Raw genomic sequence first — 23822 nt, 5'->3', positions numbered from 1 at the left:
GTTCATCCGCGTTCCCATCATGCCGCTTTTGAAAAAAGACAAGGTTAACATGGAAAGAAAAAAATCAGGTAATTGTTTTTCTAATCCCTTCTCCCGACATGTTTTTTTTGTTTTTTCTGGTGTAAATTTAGGTATAATTTGGGCAAAGCTCTCCTGCACACTGCTGTTTGAATGGAGGGTAATTGTGGTTGAAATCAATCTGAAAGCATGCAAAATCAATCCAGAAGCTGTCTTTAAGCCTTACTTATACACATACAGCTCAAAACGCTGCACCCCATACTGCCCATACGGAATCCGCACATGCCTACCTTGATGCGTCTGATCCCCATTCAAATGCCGCAGCACTTTCCATTGCTGGGTTTCAAAAGCCCCTTCATCCACTTTCAAAATGCCGATGTTGAGAGCAGGATCAGAAACGGGTTTGAAGGTAGCCACCACGCCAGTTCCTGCTAGATAAAACTCATCTTCCCCAGTTTGGATCAGCATCGCGCCGGCCATTGGCCATTCCGTTGCGGAAGCACCGGGCGACCAGCCCAGGGTGAACTCGTGCTTGAACGTAAACTCGTATTTGCCCATGCGCAAAATCGTTTCCACGCTGGTTTTATCCAAAAGCACACCCTCAATTTTGCCTTTGCCCTGATTGCTGCTGATCAGCGGGCTGAGTGTTTCGATCAATTGGTACATTTTGCCCAAACCTTCTTCACTTGGCTTTTCGGTAGACTCGATGGAAAAAGGTGAGAAGCCCAAGGCGTTGTAATGGCCAATGGCGTAAATGGCCTTGGCCGCCACGGTTGGGTCAAAGCGGTGTTCGGGTACAAAGAGCGGATCGCCCTGACGGGTATAGAGGTCGTTCCAGTGCTTGAAATCGGGGTTGTAAAAATCGGGGGCAAGGAAATCAATGACCGGGCCTGCGGCTTTCCACACGTCCATCAAATGGGGTAGGGGACCTGCGCTAGGGTAGTTGCCTGGCTCTCGGCCCGGGCGGTTCAGAGCCGCGTTGACAAACATGGGCAAGGGGTAAATCTTTTTGCCTGCTGCGGTAATGGCATTGGCGAATTTAGAGTAATACCAGGCCATAAAAATCTCGTCGGTATGCAGTCCTTTGCCAAATACTGCTTCCCAGTTGCCGGAAGTTTTGTAGCCCTGGTTTTTCCAAATTTGCAGGAATTCAGGAACGAGTTTCTCCTTGTTCTGCTGGAGGTATTGGATCAATTCAGCGGGGACTGGTTTTTGGAAAGCTGCTGTTGCCAGCGTCTGGTAATCCCGTGCGGAAGGCAACATCCCGATCTCATTCTCCACTTGCACCATGATGACGGTGTGCTGTGTACCGTCGTATTCTTTGATGAAGCCCATCAGTTTTTCAAAGGCACGCAGGTCGGCTTGCAGGTTGTTTTCGCTGAAGGAACTCAGGATTTCCTGGCTGCGGCCAGTGTTGTCCTTTACGCGGGGGTATTTGTCTTGGTTGAGTTTGACCCAGGCGGGGGCATGGCTCGACATGCTGTTTTTCCAGGAACCAAACCAGAGGAAAACGATTTTTATTTCCTGTTTGCGGGCCTCGCTGATCAAGTCGCGAATGAGGCTGAAATCGAATTTCCCTTCTTGGGGTTCGAGTAGTTCCCAATACACGGGTACCAGCACGGTATTGAGGTGCATGGCCTTCAGTTTTGGCCAAATGGCTTGCATGTTTTGAATGGTGGAGGCGGAGGAATTGCCGAGTTCGCCTCCGAGCATAATGAAGGGTTTGCCATCAACGATGAACTGGGTGACATCGCCTTGCTTGCGGAGGGCGGGAAGGGAATTTTGTGCAAAACTCAATTGAAATTGGACTACGGTGCTGAGCAGCAGCAAGAGACAAGCGATCTGTTTCATTGTTTGTTTAAGTTGGTATTGGGGCGAAAGATAGGGGAAAATTTTTGATGCGCTCTCTGGAAGGATGATAGATGTTAGGGGTGGGTGCGCTTAATCCACCCGTTGAAGCGATCGACTATAAAATGTTGTATTTTTCTAAATTATCAGCCGCTTTATTTAATTTTTTATTTAATTCAAGGTATACATTAAAATCTGATGCGACTGATTCTAACCCTAATCTGTCCTTGCAAAACTTATATTTAGAATCAAAGCTATCGACAGTTGAATGTCCATAAAGCTTTATAATCCAATCCTTTATTGTTTTTTTTAAACCGTACACATTTTATTGCCAATGAACGGTAATCTGAACAATCTGGGCAATTTAAACGATTCATTTTTTTCTTTTTCCTTATCAGATTAATAACGCACCCTTCATATCTAACATCTTGTAACCGCCCGTTTCAACGGGTGGATTAGGCGCAACCTACCACTAACATCTATCATCCTTCCAGAGCGCACATCACCTCTTTCCTCATCCAAGCACCCGAATAAATCCATATTTCTCTATAAAAAGCTGACATTCTTCTTCAAAAGATTTTTTCCGATGGTGCTCCTCCTGCTTTTTCAGGTAATTCCGAACTGCCTCTACATGAGATTGTGAAACCGAAACAGCGTAATAATCATCCGCCCAATCAAAATCAGGTGTAAATAATCGTTGCTTGACCGCATATGAAGAACTCTCGCCCTTGAGTAACTTCATGATGTGCGCGATGTTCTGATCACAAGCTAATGAAATGAGGCAATGCACATGGTCACTTGCACCGTTGACAAAGTCAAGGTAAATCGCCTTGTCTTTAGCATAGGTTTTCATGTGTTTAAAAAGGCTGGTTCGGCGGCTTTTGTTTTGCATGTAGGGGATGCGGCTTTTGGTGCCCCATACGCCGTGAATCCAGATTCGTACTTGAGCCATTTCGATTAGGTTTAACGTAGTACTAACAAATGGTGGTAATACTGCTTGAAAAAAATTCCATCGAAAGGTTGTGTATGCACAAGCAGCCAGAGATACTTGACTAGCTTAGGTGAATAGTTGTAAGACAGACATTTGAATTGATCAAAAATAAGTATTTTTTTTAAAGGTTCAAATGAAGTTGAGTTTTTTTTGATGTGCGCTCTGGAAGGATGATAGATGTTAGGGGTGGGTTGCGCTTAATCCACCCGTTGAAACGGGCGGTTACAAGATGTTAGATGTAACAATCTCCATGTCTAAAATTTACGCGATTGAGAAATGGAAATAACCATTTGATAATCCATTATTTTAAGCTATTTAGCTAACAGAAAGGTACTCTAAAGTTAAAAGAGTAATAATCCTTGTTAGGCTGATAATCCCATCATCTCTGCATACGTATAAAACTGCACTCCTGCAGTATCCTTTTTTGCCACTGCCACCATCGCCCTGGCTACTGTTTTTACATCAATCGCCTTATACTGTGCTGGAATTAAAAACCCCAAAACGCCCATCAGTACCTGACCAATCCTTTCCCCTAGCCGGAATTCTGCTCTTTGCCCCAACAACATTGATGGGCGGAAAATGGATACAGTTGAAAGCCCCAAACTGCCCACTTTTTCTTCGACTTCACCCTTGAGTTTTAGGTAAAAATTGCGGCTTTGGCTATCGGCACCAATGGAAGAAACCAACAAAAACTTAGGACAGGCAGTTGCTGCGCAAAACCGGGCAGCATTAACTGGAATGTCGTAATCAATTTTGCGGTAGGCCACCATGTCGCTGTTTACCTGTTTGAGGGTGGTACCCACCGAGCAAAACACTACATCACTGCCCGCAATGGCGACCTGGTAGGCAGCTTCATCTGCAAAATCCAAAATGATGAGCTGCACTTTTGGGTGAGTAAAATCAATGGGACGGCGTACCAGAACCTTGATGATTGCAAAATCAGGGTCTTCCAGCAATTGTTGCAGAATCTGACCACCGATTAGTCCGGTTGCTCCGACGAGGGTAGCGTTTTTTTGTGCCATTTTTGGTTAAGTTATGGGTACAAGGCAAATCTATCATTATTGTTGGCGGTTTTTTTTACAAAAAAGCTACCCCTTAGTATCTAATTTTGGGAAATGCCTAAATGTGACATTTATCGTTTTGAGATTCGAACTGCTCTAGAAAAAGATGGTTGGACAATTACCTCAAGACAAAAAATCTTCTTTGGGTGTAATGAAAAATACCGATTATTTTATTTTTAAACCCTTTCTCAGGCTCGACTTTATTTCTCAAGCACAACTTCATCCTTCAATCTCCCTTGCTCGTCTATAATTTATGGTCGCTTTTATAAAAATAGCGCTCCTTAGCAATCTTCTTCCGTAAATTGAACCACAATCAACCTGAATTTATTTAAACCAATTTAATTTCCCGATGAAAAAAATAACATTGCTTTTTGTCCTAATCGCGGCTACCTGTTTTACCACAAGTTATGCGCAGACTGCCGATGAAATCATCAACAAATACCTCAAAGCCACTGGAGGAGTAGAAAATTGGCAAAAACTGGAAGGCGTCAAAATGTCGGCCAAGGTCAGCCAGGGCGGTATGGAAATCCCCCTCGATATTTTCAACCTCAAAGACGGTCGCCAAATGACCATGATTTCATTACAGGGGAAAGTCATCAAACAAGGGGTGTATGATGGGACTACCCTTTGGAGTACCAACTTCATGACCATGAAGGCGGAAAAAAGTGACGCTGAAACTACCGAGATGTTCAAAACGGGACTTGGAGACTTCCCAGACCCTTTCTTGAATTATGCGGCCAAAGGTTACAAGTTAGAACTGATCGGCAAAGAAACCGTGGAAGGCACCGAAACCTTCAAAATTAAGTTGACCAAAAAGCCATTCACCATCGAAGGCAAAACCGAAGAAAACGTTTCCTTCTATTTCTTTGATGCCGAGGAGTTTATTCCCATTATGGTAGAATCAGAAATCAAAGTTGGGCCAGCCAAAGGCAAAATCTCTCAAATTACCATGAGTGATTACCAGGAAGTCAGTGGCCTGTTTTTCCCGTTTTCCTTGGGTCAGGGCGTAAAAGGCATGGGTAGCCAACCCATCACCCTCACTAAGATTGAATTGAATCCCAAGGTCGATCCCAAGGAGTTTGTTTTTACGGAAGAGAAATAAGGATCTAAACCAAAAGTGCCTGAACTACAGGAGAAACTGCTTTTCACTTGGCATCAACCAGGCTAAACGTCTATTGATCGAGTAGAAAGCAGTTTTTTTATTTTAACCCTAAACTTTAAAATCATGCATCAGCTATACCGCTTTTTGTGCCTGGCCTTATTGTTGCCAGCACTCTTGCCTGCACAAGACGCCACCACCCGGGGCAAAGAACTGTTTGGTGATTTGCGCGCCCGTCAAATTGGGCCCGCTTTGATGAGTGGGCGCATCAGCGACATCGAATTGCACCCCAGCAACCCCAAAGTCATTTACGTGGGCACTGCTGGAGGTGGCGTTTGGAAAAGCAACGATGGTGGCGCCCGCTTCAACTCCGTTTTTGACAACTATTGCCAATCCATTGGTGCCGTAGCCGTTGATCCCAGTGCTCCCGACAACGTAGTTTGGGTAGGTACTGGCGAAACCTGGACCCGCAATAGTGTCTCCTTTGGCGATGGCATTTATCGCTCTGGAGATGGGGGCATCAATTGGACTAAAATGGGGCTGGAAAAATCCGAACGGATTGCCAGCATCATCGTCAACCCCAAAAACGCCAACGAAGTATATGTCGGTGTACTCGGTGCCCTCTGGAGCGATAGTGAAGACCGCGGTGTATACAAAACGACCGACGGGGGCAAAACCTGGAGCAAAATCCTTTACGTCGACGCCAAAACAGGCTGCGCGGATATGGCGATTGACCCTAACAATCCATTGGTATTGTATGCCTCGTTTTGGGAGTTCCGCCGCACGGCCTGGTCATTCAACTCGGGTGGCAACAACAGCGCTTTGTACAAATCAATTGATGGGGGAAAAAGTTGGAACAAAATCCACAACGGCTTCCCCAGCGGCAAGTTGGGCCGCATGGGAATTGCCATCGCGGCTTCCAATCCGAATATCCTGTACACCGTGATCGAATCCGAGCAAGACAAAGACAAGGGCCTATACCGCAGCGACGATGCCGGGGCTTCCTGGAAACAACTGAACAACGACTTTGGTATCGTGGTGCGCCCATTTTATTTTTCCAGAATTTCGGTTGATCCCCGCAATCCGGAAGTTATCGCCAAAGGTGGGCTATTTGGGTCCATTTCACGAGATGGGGGTAAAACCTTCCGCAACCTGGGGGCCATGCACTCGGACATTCACGACATTGTTTTTTCCATCAACGATTCCGAGCGGATGTTTTGCGGTACTGATGGGGGTGTTTACCGTTCCTGGAATGGCGGAACCACCATGGAAATAGTCGAAAATCTCCCGGTTTCGCAGTTTTACCACGTCAGTGTAGACAATCAGGAACCTTACAATATCTACGGTGGCTTACAAGACAACAATACCTGGTATGGGCCATCCTCTTCACCCGGTGGTATTGAAGCCCGTGATTGGCAGCTGATTGGGGCTGGCGACGGATTCAGGGCACTGGCCCATCCGACCAAACGCATCGTCTACTCAGAAATGCAAGGCGCTGAAAGCGTTTGGCGAACCGACCTTGAAAAGAACAAAATCCGCATCATTCAGCCTCTGCCCGTAATTGGCGATCCCAAATTGCGTTGGAACTGGAATCCTCCCATGGCGATCAGCTCCCTTCGCCCTGATCGGCTCTACATGGGCAGCCAGTTTTTGCACAAATCGGATGACATGGGCGATACCTGGGTCAAAATATCTCCAGATCTCACCACCAACGATCCCAATAAAACCAGCCAGGGCAATTCGGGCGGCTTGTCTACCGACAATTCGGGTGCAGAAAACCATTGTACCATTTTCACCATTGCTGAATCACCGCTTGATGAAAAGGTTATTTGGGTCGGTACCGATGATGGCAATGTGCACGTCACCCAGGATGCGGGCAAAACCTGGAAAAACGTCAATAAGAACTTGCCTGGATTACCCGCTGGAACCTGGTGCTACCACATCGAACCAAGTAGCTTTAACAAGGGTACCGCTTATGCCGTTTTCGATGGACATGCTCATGGCGACATGAAGCCTTATGCTTATAAAACCACCGACTTTGGCGCTTCCTGGACTTCAGTGCTGACGCCCGAAGTGGAAGGGATTGCGCGCAACATCCAGGAAGATTTTGTCAATTCTAACCTGCTCTTTTTGGGTACGGAGTTTGGTTTGTACATCAGTATGAATAGTGGAAAAAGCTGGTACAAATTCACCAACAATATGCCAGCTGTTGCCGTTCATTTCATCGAGATTCAGCGCAAAACCAATGACCTGGTGATGGGTACTCATGGCCGGGGAGTCATTATTCTTGACGACATCAGTCCCTTGCGCCAAATCAGTGATGAAGTATTGGCCAAAGATTTGCATTTTTTCAAAAACCGGCCTGCGGTCATGTACGAAGAAAGTGGATTTGGTGGCACCAGCGGTGAAACTCAATTTGTAGGCCCAAATCCTTCTCGGGCGGGTCAAATTGTGTATTACCTCAAAAAGCGCCACACCTTGGGCAAGTTCAGCATGGAAATCCAGAATGCTGCCGGTCAAAAAGTCCATGAAATTACGCCGGGCAAATCCAAAGGCATCAACATTGTGGAGTGGGCATATACGGGCAAAGTACCCAAAATTGCCAAAGGCCAAACCATCAGCCGGGAAGGCGCTACGCCAGCTCCCATCCCCGCCGGGAAATACAAAATTGTGGTGCAAAAGGGCACGGAAACCTACACCCAGGATTGGGACATTTCGTACGATCCACGCTCCACGCTCAGCCTGGAAGACCGCAAGCTGAAAGAACTGACGGTACAGAAAATGTTTGACATGACCCAATCATTGGCCTATCTGGTATACGAATTGGATGAAACCATCAACTCGGCTAAACAACTGATGGCTAAAAACACGGGTTTATCCAGCACCATTTCCCCGCTCTTGGCGGAGTGCAACAAGTTGAAGGAAACCTTGGTCGTTACCACCGGAGACAATTACGTATCCGCTGGGGAGCCTCAATTGCGGGAGCACCTGGCCAGCCTGTTCAGCAAGTTGGCATTCAGTTTGTACAAGCCTTCGGCCAACGAATTTGCCAATCTCAAACGCATCGAGCTGGAGTTCAATGCAGCCAAAAGTGAATTGTTGAAACTGAAAGGGAAACATATTGCCACCTTGAACGGCTTATTGACGCAAAACCAAATGGCCGCCATTTCCATCAAACCTTTTGAGGAATTTTTGAAACTGCCGTAAAGTGCCCTATAATTGCTTAGGTGTATCTTAATTGCCTTGGGTTTCTTAGGTGGTGAAAAAATAAGCCTCGCGAAGCGAGGCAAAATTTCACCACCTAAGAAACCTAAGTAGTGGGGCAAAAATAAGTGATCATTTTTCCTGAGCCATAGGATTAGATAAGACACTTGAAATGAAACGTTTACTTATCTAATCCTATGGCAAAATGATCACTTGTTTTTTTATCGCCCCTACGGTACTTCAAAAAGGAAAAACCAGCAAGGCATGTTGGCTCACCGTAGCAAAATCTCGCCAAACCCGATTGATTTCGGTATGGGTTTTGGCAGCTTCCAGTCCAGCAAAAGGATATAGTTTTGCATTCGTCTCACGGCAGACGTGGGTGAGTTTGCGGCTAAGCTGGCTGATTTTTTTTAGCGTTGCCGGGGCAATGAACCTTTTTGTTTCCAGCTGGATCCAGGATTCTTCTATTGAATCATAAAACGCACTTTTGAGACTTGCCAATTTGGCGCTTTGTTGCTCAAAAATTGCTTGAAAATACTTCTGCTGCTTTTCCGAGTATTCTCGATGAGCATCCCGTTTCCAAAAAGCCGCAGCAATCAATTCCTGCAAGTGGAGGGAAATCCCCAAAATATTCACCGCCAAGGTGGCCTCGGCAAATTGTAAAAAAGGATATTGGTACACCAGATCGGGCAACTGAGCTTTGGTGGGTTCAATGTCAAAACAGCGGTTCAAAGGAACCCACAAGTTTTCCACCTGAAAAGCATGACTACCCGTAGCAATCATGCCCATGTAATTCCAGCCGTCGAGAATGGTCACTTCCGTTTTATCCAAAATAAAGGCTCTGACTAGCGGATTTCCTTTCGCATCCAGGATGGGGTTTCCATTTTTCAATAGGACACAATTGGCAGTAAAATGAGAAGCGTGTAAGGCACCGGAAGCATAAGTCCAGTGACCATGAATACGGTACCGCTCCCCTGCCTGATCGGCTTTCCCGCCTACGAATCCACTTCCAGCCAGGCAAAGTTTAGGGTCACTGAAAATGGCATTGCGCAGAGATTCCTCCATAAAACCGACAAACCAACCCGCACCAGCACAAAGGGTTACCGTCCAACCCAGGCTGCCATCCGTAAAAGCGAGTTTTTCTTCGATCCGCAGGGCTTCGGGTAAGGCACAGCCCAATCCACCCAAGTTTTTTGGCACAAAGATTTTGAACCACTTTTCTCCGTAGATCAATTCCAGCCATTCGGGGGGAAGGCAACCCAGTTGCTCTGCTTTTTCGGCTAGCCCAGGATCAAATCGCTTCAAGTCACTCATCGGCCGTATCGAGTGTCCTTTTCCAATCCAGGTACCCAAAAATCGCGACCACAAACAGGATCAGGGTCAAAACAGAGAACATAAACAACTCCTTATACACCAATAGGGGAATCGCCACCAGATTGGAGACATTGAGCCAGATCCAGTTTTCCAGTTTGCGTTTGGCCAGCAGCCACATGCCCGCCCAAGCGGTGGAGGTGACGAATGCATCAAGGAGTGGTACATCCGAATTGGTGAAGGCGCGGAGTACCCCATAGAGCAAAACCCAGCCCAAACCGGCGATGCCCCAGGTGATCCATTTCACCCGCTTGCTACTGCGGGAAATGCGGGAAGCTCCAGTGGAAGAGCGGTTCCCCCAATTTGCCCAGCCGTAAATGCTCATCACCAGGTAGTATCCTTGTAGGAATGTCTCGGCATAAAGCTGGGATTGATACAACAAGATGGAAGAGCACAGAATACCAATGATTCCCGTTGGGTAAAGCCAAATGTTGTTTTTGCGCGCCAGCAGCACTTCACTTACACCGAAAACTACCGCTGTCCATTCTAGGGGGCTGGTTTGCTGAATCTGTTGCATCAGCTGTCCCCCAATTTCAGTTAAATCCATTTGTTTTTCGCTCCAATTAATTGGTGTATATGCAATTCCCTGATCCAGCAGAAAATGCTGGATCAGGGATTCAGTTGTATACACAGATTGGTGAACTACTTTTCAGTATACTTTTTGAAATTATCCAGAATGGCTTGCCAACCACCCTGTTGCAACTCCAGGCTATTGACGCTTTCGGCCTCAAAGGTCTCGATAATTTTGGTCTGATTTTCGATCGCCTCAAAAGTAATGACTACTTTTCGGTCATCGTCGGTTGTGTACGCAATGCGCTGGTGGTCGATGACTTCATGGTACGTTCCACTAAAATCAAAGCTAAAACTGCCATCTTTGGCTGCCATCGTGAACACAAAGCGGCCACCGGGTTGCAGGTCGTTGCTCGCTTTGGGGGCATGCCAATCGTCGGAGGCATGGTTCCAGTTGACGATGTGTGCAGGTTCGATCCAATGGTTCCACACTTTCGTTAAGGGCGCATCTACGGTAGTCTGTACGGTGATGGCCGGTTTTGCTGCTGCTGGACTCAGTTTGGCAATCTCGATCTTTTTCATTTGCAGTAGGGCGTTCATGGCGTATTGTGCCGCTGCTGGATCAGGATTGCTGAGCGCTTGCATCAATTGGCGGGGTACAATCTGCCAGGAAACGCCAAACTGGTCTTTCAGCCAGCCGCATTGGCCTTCTTCGCCCTTTGCCGTGAGGCCCTCCCAAAAATGATCAACCTCTGCCTGATTTAGGCAATCGACCACCAGGGAAACGCCTTCGGAAAAATCAAATTTGTGCGCACCAGGACCATCCATGGCCATAAATAGCTGATCGTTGAGGAAAAACTGAGCATGCTTGATCTTGCCCGAAATCGGTTCGTTTTCTTCAAAGCGGGCAATCATGCGGATAGAAGCATCTTCACACAAGCTAGAATAGCGCGCGATAGCGGTTTCAGCGTACCCTTGCTGGGCATTGGCAAACATCAGCAGTGGGGTGATTTTTTGACCGACTTCTTCCAGGTTATCCAATACCAATTGCCAGGAAACCCCAAAGCGATCGGATAACCAGCCATATTTTTCACTCCAGGGATATTTATTCAGCGGCATCAAGGTGGAGCCGCCTTCGCTGAGTAGCTGCCACGCTGCATCGATCTCCGCTTCGGTTTCAAAAATGGCGTAAAAGGAAAGGGAAGGATTGGGCTGGTATTGCGGCCCGCCGTTGAGCCCCATAAACTTTTGGCCGTGCAGCTCAAAATTCACCACTATTGGTGTATCGGTAGTAATGGTTCCCTTGCCAAAAACGGCGCAATACAATTCGGCAGCAGCTTTGGCTTGGCCATCAAACCAAAGACAAGGATATATTTTGTTTTTCATTTTAAAAGTTTTACAATACAAATATAAGGGATTTTTTAAAATAAAATGTGGTGTGATTGTGACTTATTTCGGTGCAATCGCGACAATTTTTTTGGGTTCGCATTTGCCCAAAGAAGACAAAATAAAAAATTTGGGGTGGCCATAAAGTGTGAAAAGTGCCTTGATGGGGGAGGTGCCTCCTTGTAATTTTACATCAGATATTCGATTCACAAAAACGAGAAAAAATGGCTGGAACCTATACTCAAATCTACATTCAATATGTTTTTGCGGTAAAAGGCAGACAAAATTTGCTACAAAAGCCTTGGCGGGAGGAAGTATTTAAATACATGGTGGGCATCATCAATGGTAAAAATCAGAAGTCGATCATTGTAAATGGTGTAGCAGATCATGTCCATGTTTTTGTTGGACTCAGACCGTCGATGTCAGTTTCTAATTTGATCCGGGATGTCAAAAACAACAGCAGCGATTTCATCAATGATCGGCAATTCCTTCCATATGATTTTTCCTGGCAAGACGGCTATGGAGCATTCTCCTACGCTCACTCCCAGATGGATGCAGTGTATAAATACATTCTAAAGCAGGAAAAACACCACCGCAAAAAAACATTTAAAGAAGAGTATTTGGAGTTTCTTCAAAAATTTGAAGTCGAATACAACGAAAAATACCTTTTCGATTGGCTGGAATGACAGAGACGACGACCGTATAATTTCCATTAAATTGGATCGTTTGACCCCGAAATTCGGACGATCTGAAGGCACGATGAATGTTCAAATCGTACCAAGTAAAACCCCGAAGGGGTGACAGGATTATAGCAAATGGAATTGTGGCATTGTTTTTTTCAAAGAGAAACCCCGAAGGGGTGGTATGATTTTATTTGTAGGTGTCATGTAAAAAAATACCACCCCTTCGGGGTTTTTCTTCGATGGGCTAACATATCACCTTGTTCTATAATCCTGTCACCCCTTCGGGGTTTTTATTTGAACGACGTGGGCATTAATTTTCATTCTTCAAAACTAGAACCTCAAACAGAGACGGGATTTGCCGGGGTAAGATTTCCAAATTTGGATTTAATCCGTATTTTCATGTTCTGAAACTGGCCGGGTTTTCCATTGTTTTGATCATGGCGATTCTTGGACTAAAGCTTGATTTTGCCCATCTTTCTTTGCCCCTAAATCTGGTGGGGCTGGTATTGATCTGGCTGATCCTTCATTTTGGTTTTATGCTCCTGGTGGCCCGTCTCCTTAAAACCAATATTGCCTGGGTAGCCATTGGCAGCATGGCCAATGTGGGCGGAATTTCAACCGCGCCAGCCGTAACCGCTGCTTTCAGGGCAGAATTGATGCCCATGCGATCGTTTTGGCCATTTTGAGTATGGTCACCGGCACCAGTTGGGGAATGCTGACGATCTATTTGTTTCAATTGCTGTAAGAGAAAACAAGATTGCCGCGTCGAAAATTAAAAATTAAATTTACATTTATTAGCAAGCTATAACTATGAAACAAACAATCAACATTTTACTTTTTCGGGGTGGGCTATGCCTTAACCTCAGAGCGCAATGCGGGTCTTGATTCAATACCTGCCGGAAAACGTCAGCATCGGTTTGGTGCATGTGGCAGTAGCGGGAAGCAAGATTGAAATTTTTGACAAGGCCCAGTACAAAACCTACCTGGACACCTCTGCCGCTTCCAGGCCCTGGATGATTAAAATGTCTGACGCCTATGGCGGAAACCCTTACCAGCGACGGGTAGACATGCCCGTTTCAGCAAAAACAATCACAAACAGGATGATGTAAAACAGGTTGCCGTATTAGTTGACTATTTCCAGTAGATGATCATCGGTATGTAGAATGAAATCAATGAGTTGGCTGATAAATAGAACCATGTCGGGTGATTTTTTGGTGTTTTGCGCTGCAAAGGAAAGAATAAAATCTACATTATGTTTACATAAAACCTTGGATTTATTACAAATCAATACGATTATTTAACATTTAGGTAATGTATAAGATATTTTATTTCACTGAATAAAACTTATTTTCGCAAAATTCAAATGACTTCCAACGCTCATCCAATTTAACTTGCCCACAATTCTTGTCACTTCATGTTAAAACCATAAACAATTTTTGCTCATGAAAATCGCTTACCTGTACACTGAATCAGCCCTCACCCCATGGAAAGAGAACGTAAGTTACAAAACCTTACAATTTCTAATGGAACACACCCCAAATGATTTTAGCCCATCGATTGTTCATTTTGTTGATTTTACTTTTGATTTTGCTCAGGAGTTGAAAAAATTTGATCTAGTCTTTAACCTTTGTTATGGTTACCAAAATGCAGGACAAGTTGAAGTAGCTGATTGGTTGACCCAAAATGGGATTTTACACACGGCCTCATCCACTCCAGCCATGTTGAAGGCCCAGGATAAAGCGGGATTGGTCAACCTGTGCGCCGAATTGGGGGTAGGAACCCCTCCGCTTATTCATTTACCCGGCCAATTGCAGTTAGAACAGCTGTATTTGCGCAAGCCCCGCCTTGGAAGCTGCCACCGCAACATCCAAATTGAAACTGGAGACTGGTTTCTGCAGCATTGGAATGAATTGGAAGGTGATTTTATCCTCCAGCCATACATCTCTGGCCGAGAGTTTTCGGTAGCGGTGATTCCCAACTTTGAAGGACTTGATTTTGAAGTATTGCCACCAGTTGAAATTTATCCTATAAAAAGCCAAGAGGTTTATACAGCTGGCAAAAGTTTTGGCGAAACTGCGCGTCGTTTTTCGCCCGACCTTGCCCCTGGTTTGGCCGAGGAATTACAAGCTGCCGCTTTGGCTATCCACCAAAAAATGAACCTAAAAGGAATGAGTAGAACAGATTTTCGGGTGGATGCACAAAGTGAATTGTATGCCTTGGATGTAAACGCCATGCCCAATCTGGATCCTGACCTATCCCTGATGCCGGCAATTTGTAAGCATGCTGGGATCCCTATCGAAATACTCATCAACCGAATTATTCGAAATACCCTGGCAAACAGCAGCGTACCTCTGTGCGCGTGAAAGGGAATAAAATTTATGCTGCCAACGGCAAAGGTAGCATTGGTTCACTGGCGAACCCCCCAGGGAAAACGCATTGCAACAACAATTTTAATGCGTTTGCCCAGACTCACCCCCCCATTATTCACTCAAAAAATTCATTGTTCCTTTTTCTCCATACCAAAGCGACAATAATAGCAGCGCGGATGAACTTGATTTTGGTCTGGATGCGTTCGATTTGTTTGGGAGTCATGGTAAAACTGTTTAACCCGGCTTGATTTTCAAACCCGTCGAATTCGACGGGTTTGAAATCCGGGTTGTGCAGGGTCTCCCAAAATCCCAGAAGTTCAATGGTATTGCGATTTCTCAACCAATTTTTGATGATGTCGTCCGTCCATTCAGGATTTTTTGATCCAAGATTAATGAAATACTATCGCGGGGTATTTAATTTTGGTGCGAAGCGCACGCACAGCATTTTTCAAAAATTCTTCTTCACCACCTCCACCATCCGTTTTTTCACGGATTCCCAGGTTACTTTTTCATCAAAAACCAGCGGCATTTCAGCCAATTCTGCGTCTTCAAAGTAAGTTAGACTACGAATCACATGGAAACTGGTAGAATGGTGAAACATCTGATCGTACCACTCTAAAATTTGGGTTGGTTCAAACCTTTCAAAGAGGTAATACATATCATAAAAATCCTTTTTCGTGCCACGCTTTGTTACCGCGTCTAGTTTCATGGGGGCAATATCTCGCATATCCGCTAAACGCAGCCCATCAACTTCAATTAAGGGGAAGGCAAATGGATATCGAAAATGCACAACGTCAACTTTTATTCCCTCTACCACCGTGATAAAAATAGTATTATTGACAGTAAGTGGTTGAACTTGATAGCGCTGTTGAAGGTATTCAAGTAACTGGGTTGCCTCAAATGCTAGGTGCGTAAATAAATCCAAATCCACAGACTGACGGTGGCCTATTTGTAAAGCCAGGGAAGTGCCTCCAACCAGAAAATTATGTATTAAGGCAGGTTCACTGCTCAATTTTTTCAATAATTCCAGTGTCCCGGATTCGACTGTGTGTAAGTGTAGCATCTAAAGTGTTGGATTGGTTCTCCAAAATAAGCAGCACAAAAATTCAGGGCATATTTATCTAAATACCGCAAATTGAGCGCGACCTCGCGTATTGATTCATTTCCATAGATCGTTTTAATTAAAAACCAATCAGATAACATGCCATGTGATAGCACCCGATCGATGATGTATACTTTACTCCGTTCAATATCTAGGTTATTGCGGTCAACATCCCAAAAAAGGTAATTACTGAATTGTGGGATGATGTCAGGATCGTTGGCTATCATGCTGTAGATTATGTTGTATCAAAGATAATTTATTTGTTTGAATCAATCCAGTTTGTCTGACATTTTGTTATAAAACAATTGCAAATGAGTGTTTAATTGCGGCAAGGGTAGCGCGGATTGACTTGATTTTGGTTTGGATGCATTCGATTTGTTTGGGTGTCATGGATGGGGTGGGTTAAGATAGGGTTGTGGGATGGACTACTTCTTCAAAACATTCCAATAGCGTGTAGCAACTTTTCCACAATTGGTGATATCATTGCTGATTGTGTGGTTCAAAATTATAGATTTATTGCTGAAGGAGCAAAACCTAATGGATCAAGCCCAGACGGCAAAAATCTGCTTGCCATTCCAACTGATTTCTTCCGATTTCCATTGTTTTTGTTCCTGGTGGTCGAAGATGAGGAGCGCGCCCTCCTGGAGTCCGAGGCGATCCAGGTAATCGGTCAATTGGTTGAGGCCATTCTCGTGGGCTTGTTGGCCGCGCCAAAGTTTGAGTTCGATCACGTACTGGTGTTGGTAGTAAGTGATGAGGATGTCCAGGCGTTTTTCTTCCGAGATTTGGGGCTCTTTGAAGGCGTGGCCGTGGCCATTGAGGATGGGTTTGAGGAAGGCCAAAAAGACCAAACGACCTTGACGTTCCAGGAAATCGCGTTCCTTTTTGTTGTACTCCGCCTTCATCAACTCCTGAAACTTTAGGAGGGCTTTGGGTACATTCAGCCGTTGGCCAGGGAGCAAATAAGAGCCTGCAAACTCTGAAGCAGGGAATTGTCCTTGATGCTGAACCAAGAGCTTGGCACTCATGTAACTGGCCATTACTTCCTGGTAAATGCGGTTGTGAATGGCCAGGCCATTGCGATTGGTAAAAATGCCATAAACCACCCCTAAATTAGTGACTGGTTCATTGAGATCGAAAGGAAAATCCTGTTCGTTGATGACAAGTGCCAGCGCCAATTGGTAAAGTGCGGGATTGTTCTCCAGGTTTTTGATCAATTCATCAAAATTGACATTGGATTCACGCACCAATATGCTGGCGGCCTGGTCTACGACTGCGCTGGTCCAGTGTTTGTTGGGTAGGGTGGGCAGCAATTTTTCTGCGACAATCTTGCAGAGTTTGCTGACCAAAAAAGGGTAACCAGCCGTGTAATAAAAAAGACGGTCGGCGACTGCTGCTGTATCTACCTGCACTTGGTTGTCGAAGGCAAAAGCTTCGATCATGGGCTGAATCTCCGGGGGAGAAAAACTCATATCGATGTCAAAATCGGCAGCGATGTTCCAGGGAGAATTGTATTTGCGCTCTTCGTCAGGACGGAGTTTGAGTTTGAGCGTTTTGACATCGTGGACACCCGTGAGGATGACAGAATGGAAGGTGGGTACTTCCCAGCGATCCAGGAATTTGTTGCGCAGTACCCCTAACAAACTCAAGAACAATTGATTGTTGCTGCTTTTGTCAATTTCGTCAATGAGCACAACGATCTTCTTTGCAGCTTTTTTCACCAAAACACTGATGTAGTCAGAGAGTTCGCTTAGCGAAGATACGACATCACCTTGTTCATCCATCCATTTCGCTAACACTGGATCGACTCGACTACAATAGGCAGCGAGGCTACTTATAAACGATTTACTCAACGCCGCTTCATGTTCAAATGGCCGATCTCCGATTCCCTCGAAACTGATTCGAAGGGCCAAGTATCCGGATGTTTGATTGAGTTTCTCGGTCAATTGGAACAAAGCAGTGGTTTTGCCATACTGTCGTGGACGGTTGATGGTAAAGTAATCCCCTTGTTCGATCATTTCTAACATGCGGGCGTATTTGGCAGAGGAGTCGGCCATGTAGTGTTGCTCGGGGAAACAAACGCCAGTGATGTTAAAACGCTTTTTCATGGGGGTAAAGATAAGGAAATTATGTGGATTTTGGAGGGATTTTGGGTGGGGCAGCTACGCTGCGGGGTTTTGAACCACCTTAGAAATCTTCTTAGGGTGGGTGGGGATGTCCGGTTGGGAGGGCAAGCCACGGTTATCGTCGTAAGTGCCGTATTTGCGCTTTTCGGCGGCAAGGGTGGTGCGAATGGATTTGATTTTGGCTCGGTTCCCCAAAATAAGCAGCACAAAAATTCAGGGCATCTTGATGTTTTATACCTTTGCCGTAATTTTTCCCAATCCCCAAACAACTAATCCAAAATCGGAATTTAATTTTTCTGCGTTGCTAACCCAATAAACCACTCCTTTTGCGCTACTACTTCAACCTTCAATACCGCATCCTCAACCGGAGGTTGACGGAACTTGGTTTACCCCCCATCCTGGGTTACATCCTGGGGTTACTGGCCTTTGTGGGGCTATCGATGTACCTGTTTTACAAAACCAGTTACGCGGAGTATTTCTACACCTTGTTGGCCCTGAGCAGTCTATCCAGGTTGAGTGAGCGAGAGCGCAATGATTTTTTGAGGGCCACCTTTTCGATAGGGGAGTACCGCCAGATCCGCATGGGAGAAAACAGCGGGTTGGTCTTGCCGTTTGCGGCGTATTTGCTGTATGCCGGGCAATATGCATTGGCGGGAGGCCTGGTGCTGAGTGCGTTGCTTTTGAGTTTGATCCAGTTTGGCCATCGCCTGAATTTCACCCTACCCACGCCATTTTACCGCTATCCCTTTGAGTTTACGCAGGGATTTCGGCGGTATTGGTGGTTGTATTTACTGGCGTATTTTGTGGGATACAAGGCGGTGGAGGTCAACAATTTCAATTTGGGCGCAGGCAGTTTGGTTTTTGTTTTCCTGCTGGGCATCTCTCACTATGCGCAACCCGAAAATCCTTACTTCGTTTGGATCTACTCCAGTACTGCACGCGGTTTTTTGTTCAAAAAAATGGCTACGGCGCTGGGCTATTCCAGCATCTTGGCCTTGCCTTTGGTGCTGGGTTTGGGCTGGCATTTCCAGGGGCAGGTCTGGATTTTGTTGGGGGTGCAGTGCCTGGGGTACTTGTTTTTAGCGACCATGCTTTTGGCCAAGTATTCCGCTTTTCCTAATGAAATGAGTTTGCCGCAGGCCTTGTTGCTGGGGCTGAGTTTTTGGTTTCCACCGCTGCTGCTGTTCGTCATTCCGCTGTTTTATACCCGATCGCTTCAACGTCTAAATGTTGTATTGCAATGATTGAAATCGAAAACTTGTCGAAATCTTTTGGCCAAAAAACGGTCTTGAAAAACGTCAATTTGCGCCTGGAAAAAGGCCAGGTGTACGGCATTGTAGGCGAAAATGGGGCGGGCAAAACCACGTTGTTCAAATGCATTGCCGGACTGGAAACCTGTACGGGTACAATCAGCAGCGATTTCCCCATTCTGAAAAACCACCTGGGTTTTTTGCCTACCAGCCCTTACTTTCTCTCCAGGATCACTGGGCGCGAATACCTGCAATTGTTGTGCAATGCCCGCAAGGTACACAACCCAGATTTTGAGGCCAAAAACATCTTTGAGCTGCCTTTGAACCAGTATGCCGAAACCTATTCTACGGGCATGAAAAAGAAGCTGGCGCTCACGGGCATCCTGTTGCAACCCAACGCTTTTTTTATCCTGGACGAGCCTTTCAACGGCGTAGACATCCAGAGCAACATGATCATCACGGCCATCATTCAACGCTTGAAGGCACTGAACAAAACGGTGGTGATTTCTTCGCACATTTTTTCTACCCTCAACGATACCTGCGATGAAATCCAGCTCCTGCGCGAAGGGACTTTTGTGAAAAAGGTAGCCAAGGCCGATTTTCAGGAATTGGACGAGGAGATGAAAAGTTTTGCGCTGGGGGATCGGATTGAGCGGCTGGGCTTGAGTTGAAGGCATTTTTTCATTGCCGTTGGGAATCTAACTCCGGAGGCAGTAGGGGGATTGGTACGATTGCGACATCTTCCATAGGTCCAATAATTGGCAACCCGATGGTTTTGTATTTAGGGTTCATCAATTGCAGATGTACCAGACCTAACTACAGCACACGAAGGATTTCTTAGGAACTATTCAAGTCATTTCGATTATGCTTACGCTGCTGAATGTACTGACTACGGGAAGTGCAGTTTTTCTCTCCTTTTTGGTACTTACCGTCCGAAGTGAAGTCAACATCATTGCCAACCGGTGGTTGGCGCTCTTTTTGTTGCTGTTGAGTATGGCACTATTCGATGGAAATGTAAAAATCTACGGCATTTCCGAAGAGCCCTTCTGGCTTGTTTTGGCGTTCAACCTAAGTTTTTTATTGCTTGCGCCAACTTTGTACCTCTGCGTTTCGCGCTTTGTGGCGCCCAATCGACGCATTAAATGGCAAGACCTTTGGCATCTATTGCCTTGTGTCCTTTTGATGAGCGCCAGTTTCTTGTATTGGTTGGGAGGGAGTCCAACTGAAACGGCCCCAACCGATGAATACAATGTGGTCGACCTGGTCATTATTGCGCTGATTGTGCTGCAAATAGTGGTTTACCTGTTTTATTCTTTTCGAATGCTGCTCCGGCATCAGAAAAACATTGAAAATTTTACGGCAACTCCCGAAGAATTTAAACTCAACTGGTTGCTGTATTTCTTAAGTGGGGTAGGGGTGATGGTGTTCACCTGGCTGATCGAAATCTTTTTTTTGCCGCTTGAACAAACCGATAGCAATTACTCTCCGGCCTATTTTATCGCCATTTATGCCCTAGGGTATTTTGCCTTGCAACAAAAAGAAGTGTTTCCTTTGTCGCCAAAAGAAGCCGAAGAGGCCGAAGAAATTCTGGAAGAACACAACGAATCATTTGCCTCCAGACGGCAACGCATCGCCGAAGACAAGTTTGAACCATTAAAAAATAGGTTGCTGAAAAGAATGGCCCAGGATCGACCTTACCTCAATCCTGAAATCAACCTTGCTGAACTGGCTAAACACCTGGATCTGAGTTTGCACGAACTCTCCGAGCTGATCAACCTGGGCTTTGGTGAAAATTTTGCCCAATTTATCAATCGCTACCGCGTTGAGGAAAGCAAAAAACTACTGACTTCCGCAAAACATACCCACCTCACCATGGTTGGAATTGCGTTTGAAGCCGGGTTCAATTCCAAAACTGCGTTCAATACTGCCTTCAAAAAAAACGTGGGCATTTCTCCTACAGAATTTCAAAAGCAGGAAAGATCAAACCCAGTATTTGTACCTCATAGCCGCTCTATTTTGCGATAAACTTGTTCCAATCTATAACCTCGAACACCTCGGTACGCTTGATTTTGGAGTTTTGAGCCATTGAAAAAAATCAATTTAATGATGGCAACAAACATTTCAAAAATCACCCTACTGTTCATTTTGCTCACTTTTGCCCAATATGCTTGTGTAAAAGTTGAAGCTTGGGACTACGACCCGGCTGCGATTCCCAAAGATTTTGTACCCCTAAAAAAACCTGATCCTGGCAAGGGCTATAACCTTCACGTTCCCGCTTTTCCCATTCCCGCCAATTTTGAGCGAGAGTGGTACATGCGGGTTGCGGTTGGCAACACCGAGGAAATCTACATGTCGGGTTATGAAGTCAAACAGCGCGAGGGTTCGCACCACGTCATTGCCTACCAATACGAGGATGAGCAAAAGGCCGGATTGCCCAAAATCGGCGAATTGCGCGATCAGAACCAGCCCGATGGACGCATCAATCCTTTTTCCAACATGGAAAACATGAATTTGCTGGCTGAAGCCGCTTCTCCGTACCAACGGGTAGATTTTCCCGAAGGGTTTGCGGTTCCCATTGCTGCCAACTCCACGCTTGACCTGAATTCTCATTACTTCAACAAGACGAACCAGACCATTTTTGGGGAAGTGAGCATGAACATTTACACCAAACCCAAATCGGAAGTAAAATTCTTTTTGAAACAACAAAGTGCAGACAACATTGAGATGTTGGTGCTTCCTCCCAAAAAGACCACGACCATTGAGTACAAGGAGACTTTTTCTGAAAAAAGAAAACTCAAGGTCTTGTTTTCCCACATGCACAAACGCGGCAAAAAATTTGAGGTGTACTACCTCGGAGGACCAAAAGATGGGCAACTGATGTACACGAACGACAACTGGCACGATCCAAAGTTTGTGTACCTGCCCGACTTTATTGAAATCGAAAAGGGCAATGGTGTGCGCACCATGATCACCTATGACAATGACACCAACCGCGAAATCCGTTTTGGGGTAACCTCCGAGGATGAAATGGGCATTTTCTTTTATTTTTATTTGTAAAAAAAAATCACCAGCACTGGTGTTTCAAGCCGAATGTTATGAAAATAAAATTTGTATGCCTCGCGCTCTGCCTGAGCTGTGCCCTTGGGGGCTATGGGCAACAAGCTAGTCCATGGGCTGCCACCTTGAACCTCTTTCACCAGGATATGGGCATTGCCATTGATGCAGGCTCCTTGCAAACCACCAATCCGGTGTCGATTCGTCCAGGTTTTTCCTTGGCCATTGAACGCACCTGGGATGAAGGAAAACGCAAAGGGACGCGACTTTTCCAGGATTTGCACGCTGGATTTTGGCAGAATCCCTATTCGGAAACCTACACTTTCCTGGGGACTCGCCTGGGCGCTGATATCCGCATTTTTAGCCAACTTCGGATCACACCTAGCTTTATCTATCGGATTGGCAGGACCAAAACCCGAGACCTTCGCTACGTTTACGAGGATGGGAAATGGGTGGCGGCAGACAATTCTACCCCTGGTTTTTTGCGCCAAAATTTGGGCCCAGACCTACAGTTGAGTTGGCGTTTTGCTCCAGCCTCAGGGCATCCTGTTGACCTACAAGTTGGCAGCAACTGGCTCCTGGCCCTGAAATACACGCCAGTTGATCCAGAGGGTGCGCCCAATTTTTTCCTCTACAAAACCTTTCGCGTCGGACTTCGCTATGGGTTTTGATTTTAATTAATGCTATTTTTTCATTTTAATTCACTCGACATGTTTTTAATCAAAAAAACAACCCTGGTCGTTTTTGCCACCCTTTTGTTTGCCATTGCTTGCAAGAAAGAAGAAGCTGCCAAGCCGAGCTATACGCCCCCCGAAGGCAGTTACAACCTCATCTACGAAAAGATCTTTAAAACCTCTTGTGCCTTAGCGAGTTGCCATGCCAAAGAAGGCGATTTTGGCCACCATGGCCTGGGGGATGAAAACACCTACAAACATTTGCTCAACGAGGATAGCCACAACGCACAGGCGAAAGCTGCCGGGTTGAGGTCTGTCAAACCAGGTGATCCGGCTAAAAGTTTTCTTTATGCCAAAATCAGTTGGGAAGGTTCGGCGTATCAATTTGGCCAAAAAATGCCCACCGGAGGGTTAAAACTGACGGCCAACCAAATTGAATTTGTGCGGCAATGGATCGCAGCGGGCGCACCCGAATCAGGGCACGTGGCCGATCAATCCTTGTTGAAATAGCAGGAAATAAGATTGTAGCCAATTTGCCGCTGGAAAGCAAAGCGTCGAATGATGGCACAAGTGATGGTACTGTGGTAAAAATCAAACTCAATCTTTATCTTTGTGCCCAACTTGTTACACATAAAACCAAATCGATGAAAAAGTACTTTTTTGTCTTGTTGTTGATGGGCCTGGCCCAATGGTCTTTTGCGCAGAAGGGCACCGGATGGGAAGAATTAGATGCCTATCATACCGTAATGGCGCAGACCTTCCACCCTGCGGAAGATGGAAACCTCAAGCCGCTGATGGAACGCTCGGGAGAATTGGCCGATAAAGCCAAAACCTTGAAAGCAGCGGAAATTCCGGCCAAGTACCAAAAAGAAGGCGTGAAAAGCACCATCAAATTGCTGGCTAAAGAATCCAAAGCCATCGACAAGTTTGTCAAAACCAAACCTTCCGATGCCGACCTGACCAAGGCCATCACTGCCCTGCACGAACGCTTTCACCAGGTGATGGAAGAGTGCATGCACTAAGTAACGCAGAAAAAATAACTTCCCGATTTTGGGTTTTGAATAGGAAGTCGAACG

At 45.8% G+C, this 23822-nt stretch carries 24 protein-coding genes and 1 pseudogene; 14 read left to right on the top strand and 11 right to left on the bottom strand.

Annotated elements, in window-relative coordinates; translation table 11 throughout:
* Positions 1 to 240 precede the first annotated feature (240 nt).
* The 3 genes from ABW391_RS22240 to ABW391_RS22230 form a co-directional block, all read right to left on the bottom strand.
* Positions 241 to 1869 carry a GH35 family beta-galactosidase gene (locus ABW391_RS22240; protein ID WP_353484118.1) on the bottom strand — a complete coding sequence of 543 codons (1629 nt, stop codon included), beginning with the start codon at positions 1867 to 1869 and terminating at the stop codon, positions 241 to 243.
* A 511-nt stretch (positions 1870 to 2380) separates the two neighbouring features.
* Positions 2381 to 2818, bottom strand: coding sequence for a transposase (locus ABW391_RS22235; protein ID WP_353484117.1), 438 nt, complete (start codon positions 2816 to 2818; stop codon positions 2381 to 2383).
* A gap of 401 nt (positions 2819 to 3219) precedes the next feature.
* Positions 3220 to 3879: an NAD(P)H-binding protein gene (locus ABW391_RS22230; RefSeq protein ID WP_353484116.1), complete on the bottom strand. Its 660-nt coding sequence runs from the start codon at positions 3877 to 3879 to the stop codon at positions 3220 to 3222.
* Positions 3880 to 3972: 93 nt separating this feature from the next.
* On the opposite strand from ABW391_RS22230, the gene ABW391_RS29620 reads away from it, so the two are divergent.
* From ABW391_RS29620 to ABW391_RS22220, 3 genes are all read left to right on the top strand, one after another.
* The gene (locus tag ABW391_RS29620) at positions 3973 to 4098 is read left to right on the top strand and encodes an element excision factor XisH family protein (RefSeq protein ID WP_502916343.1); all 126 of its coding nucleotides are present in this window, start codon (positions 3973 to 3975) and stop codon (positions 4096 to 4098) included.
* Between the two features lie 169 nt (positions 4099 to 4267).
* The gene (locus ABW391_RS22225; RefSeq protein WP_353484115.1) at positions 4268 to 5020 is read left to right on the top strand and encodes a LolA family protein; all 753 of its coding nucleotides are present in this window, start codon (positions 4268 to 4270) and stop codon (positions 5018 to 5020) included.
* Positions 5021 to 5143: 123 nt separating this feature from the next.
* The gene (locus tag ABW391_RS22220) at positions 5144 to 8224 is read left to right on the top strand and encodes a WD40/YVTN/BNR-like repeat-containing protein (RefSeq protein WP_353484114.1); all 3081 of its coding nucleotides are present in this window, start codon (positions 5144 to 5146) and stop codon (positions 8222 to 8224) included.
* 237 nt (positions 8225 to 8461) lie between these two features.
* Here the strand turns inward: ABW391_RS22220 and ABW391_RS22215 are convergent, their stop codons facing one another.
* The 3 genes from ABW391_RS22215 to ABW391_RS22205 form a co-directional block, all read right to left on the bottom strand.
* Positions 8462 to 9535 (bottom strand): acyl-CoA dehydrogenase family protein, encoded by a 1074-nt coding sequence (locus tag ABW391_RS22215; protein ID WP_353484113.1) that lies wholly within the window; start codon positions 9533 to 9535, stop codon positions 8462 to 8464.
* Complete coding sequence (pnuC, locus tag ABW391_RS22210; protein WP_353484112.1) at positions 9528 to 10139, bottom strand: nicotinamide riboside transporter PnuC; 612 nt, start codon at positions 10137 to 10139, stop codon at positions 9528 to 9530. The genes ABW391_RS22215 and pnuC overlap by 8 nt, the downstream gene beginning before the upstream one ends.
* A 95-nt stretch (positions 10140 to 10234) precedes the next feature.
* Positions 10235 to 11488, bottom strand: a complete 1254-nt coding sequence (locus tag ABW391_RS22205; RefSeq protein ID WP_353484111.1) for a VOC family protein — start codon at positions 11486 to 11488, stop codon at positions 10235 to 10237.
* Between the two features lie 224 nt (positions 11489 to 11712).
* Here ABW391_RS22205 and tnpA point away from each other — a divergent pair, with 224 nt between their 5' ends.
* The 4 genes from tnpA (at position 11713) to ABW391_RS22185 (ending at position 14534) form a co-directional block, all read left to right on the top strand.
* Positions 11713 to 12174 (top strand): IS200/IS605 family transposase, encoded by a 462-nt coding sequence (gene tnpA, locus ABW391_RS22200; protein ID WP_353484110.1) that lies wholly within the window; start codon positions 11713 to 11715, stop codon positions 12172 to 12174.
* A 350-nt stretch (positions 12175 to 12524) separates the two neighbouring features.
* On the top strand, positions 12525 to 12857 hold the full coding sequence (locus ABW391_RS22195) for a DUF819 family protein (protein ID WP_353484119.1): 333 nt from the start codon (positions 12525 to 12527) through the stop codon (positions 12855 to 12857).
* A 186-nt stretch (positions 12858 to 13043) separates the two neighbouring features.
* A complete protein-coding gene (locus ABW391_RS22190; protein WP_353484109.1) occupies positions 13044 to 13280 on the top strand; it encodes a hypothetical protein in 237 nt (78 codons plus the stop codon).
* A gap of 333 nt (positions 13281 to 13613) precedes the next feature.
* Entirely contained in the window at positions 13614 to 14534 is a 921-nt protein-coding gene (locus ABW391_RS22185) for a D-alanine--D-alanine ligase family protein (RefSeq protein WP_353484108.1), read from the top strand.
* A gap of 214 nt (positions 14535 to 14748) precedes the next feature.
* Here the strand turns inward: ABW391_RS22185 and ABW391_RS22180 are convergent.
* From ABW391_RS22180 to ABW391_RS22165, 5 genes and pseudogenes are all read right to left on the bottom strand, one after another.
* A pseudogene (locus tag ABW391_RS22180) lies at positions 14749 to 14919 on the bottom strand (KilA-N domain-containing protein); the annotation flags it as partial.
* Positions 14920 to 14988: 69 nt separating this feature from the next.
* Positions 14989 to 15552 carry a nucleotidyl transferase AbiEii/AbiGii toxin family protein gene (locus tag ABW391_RS22175; protein ID WP_353484107.1) on the bottom strand — a complete coding sequence of 188 codons (564 nt, stop codon included), beginning with the start codon at positions 15550 to 15552 and terminating at the stop codon, positions 14989 to 14991.
* A 5-nt stretch (positions 15553 to 15557) separates the two neighbouring features.
* Positions 15558 to 15869 carry a DUF6922 domain-containing protein gene (locus ABW391_RS29615; protein WP_502916342.1) on the bottom strand — a complete coding sequence of 104 codons (312 nt, stop codon included), beginning with the start codon at positions 15867 to 15869 and terminating at the stop codon, positions 15558 to 15560.
* Between the two features lie 315 nt (positions 15870 to 16184).
* Positions 16185 to 17750, bottom strand: a complete 1566-nt coding sequence (locus tag ABW391_RS22170) for an AAA-like domain-containing protein (RefSeq protein ID WP_353484106.1) — start codon at positions 17748 to 17750, stop codon at positions 16185 to 16187.
* A 54-nt stretch (positions 17751 to 17804) separates the two neighbouring features.
* Positions 17805 to 17975, bottom strand: coding sequence for a hypothetical protein (locus ABW391_RS22165; RefSeq protein WP_353484105.1), 171 nt, complete (start codon positions 17973 to 17975; stop codon positions 17805 to 17807).
* A 119-nt stretch (positions 17976 to 18094) separates the two neighbouring features.
* Here ABW391_RS22165 and ABW391_RS22160 point away from each other — a divergent pair, with 119 nt between their 5' ends.
* The 7 genes from ABW391_RS22160 (at position 18095) to ABW391_RS22130 (ending at position 23768) form a co-directional block, all read left to right on the top strand.
* Complete coding sequence (locus ABW391_RS22160; RefSeq protein WP_353484104.1) at positions 18095 to 19012, top strand: ABC transporter permease; 918 nt, start codon at positions 18095 to 18097, stop codon at positions 19010 to 19012.
* Positions 19009 to 19689 (top strand): ABC transporter ATP-binding protein, encoded by a 681-nt coding sequence (locus ABW391_RS22155; protein WP_353484103.1) that lies wholly within the window; start codon positions 19009 to 19011, stop codon positions 19687 to 19689. The genes ABW391_RS22160 and ABW391_RS22155 overlap by 4 nt, the downstream gene beginning before the upstream one ends.
* A gap of 193 nt (positions 19690 to 19882) precedes the next feature.
* Positions 19883 to 21043: a helix-turn-helix domain-containing protein gene (locus ABW391_RS22150; RefSeq protein WP_353484102.1), complete on the top strand. Its 1161-nt coding sequence runs from the start codon at positions 19883 to 19885 to the stop codon at positions 21041 to 21043.
* A gap of 78 nt (positions 21044 to 21121) precedes the next feature.
* Positions 21122 to 22075 (top strand): monooxygenase, encoded by a 954-nt coding sequence (locus tag ABW391_RS22145; protein WP_353484101.1) that lies wholly within the window; start codon positions 21122 to 21124, stop codon positions 22073 to 22075.
* Positions 22076 to 22113: 38 nt separating this feature from the next.
* A complete protein-coding gene (locus ABW391_RS22140; protein WP_353484100.1) occupies positions 22114 to 22743 on the top strand; it encodes a hypothetical protein in 630 nt (209 codons plus the stop codon).
* A 39-nt stretch (positions 22744 to 22782) separates the two neighbouring features.
* Positions 22783 to 23256 (top strand): hypothetical protein, encoded by a 474-nt coding sequence (locus ABW391_RS22135; protein WP_353484099.1) that lies wholly within the window; start codon positions 22783 to 22785, stop codon positions 23254 to 23256.
* Between the two features lie 134 nt (positions 23257 to 23390).
* Positions 23391 to 23768, top strand: a complete 378-nt coding sequence (locus ABW391_RS22130) for a hypothetical protein (protein WP_353484098.1) — start codon at positions 23391 to 23393, stop codon at positions 23766 to 23768.
* Positions 23769 to 23822: the final 54 nt, after the last annotated feature.

This window comes from Haliscomenobacter sp., from assembly GCF_040403615.1.
In the GTDB taxonomy this organism is placed as follows: domain Bacteria; phylum Bacteroidota; class Bacteroidia; order Chitinophagales; family Saprospiraceae; genus Haliscomenobacter.
The sequence above is the reverse complement of the archived record's forward strand: the minus strand, read 5'-3'. Positions and strand labels throughout refer to the sequence as shown.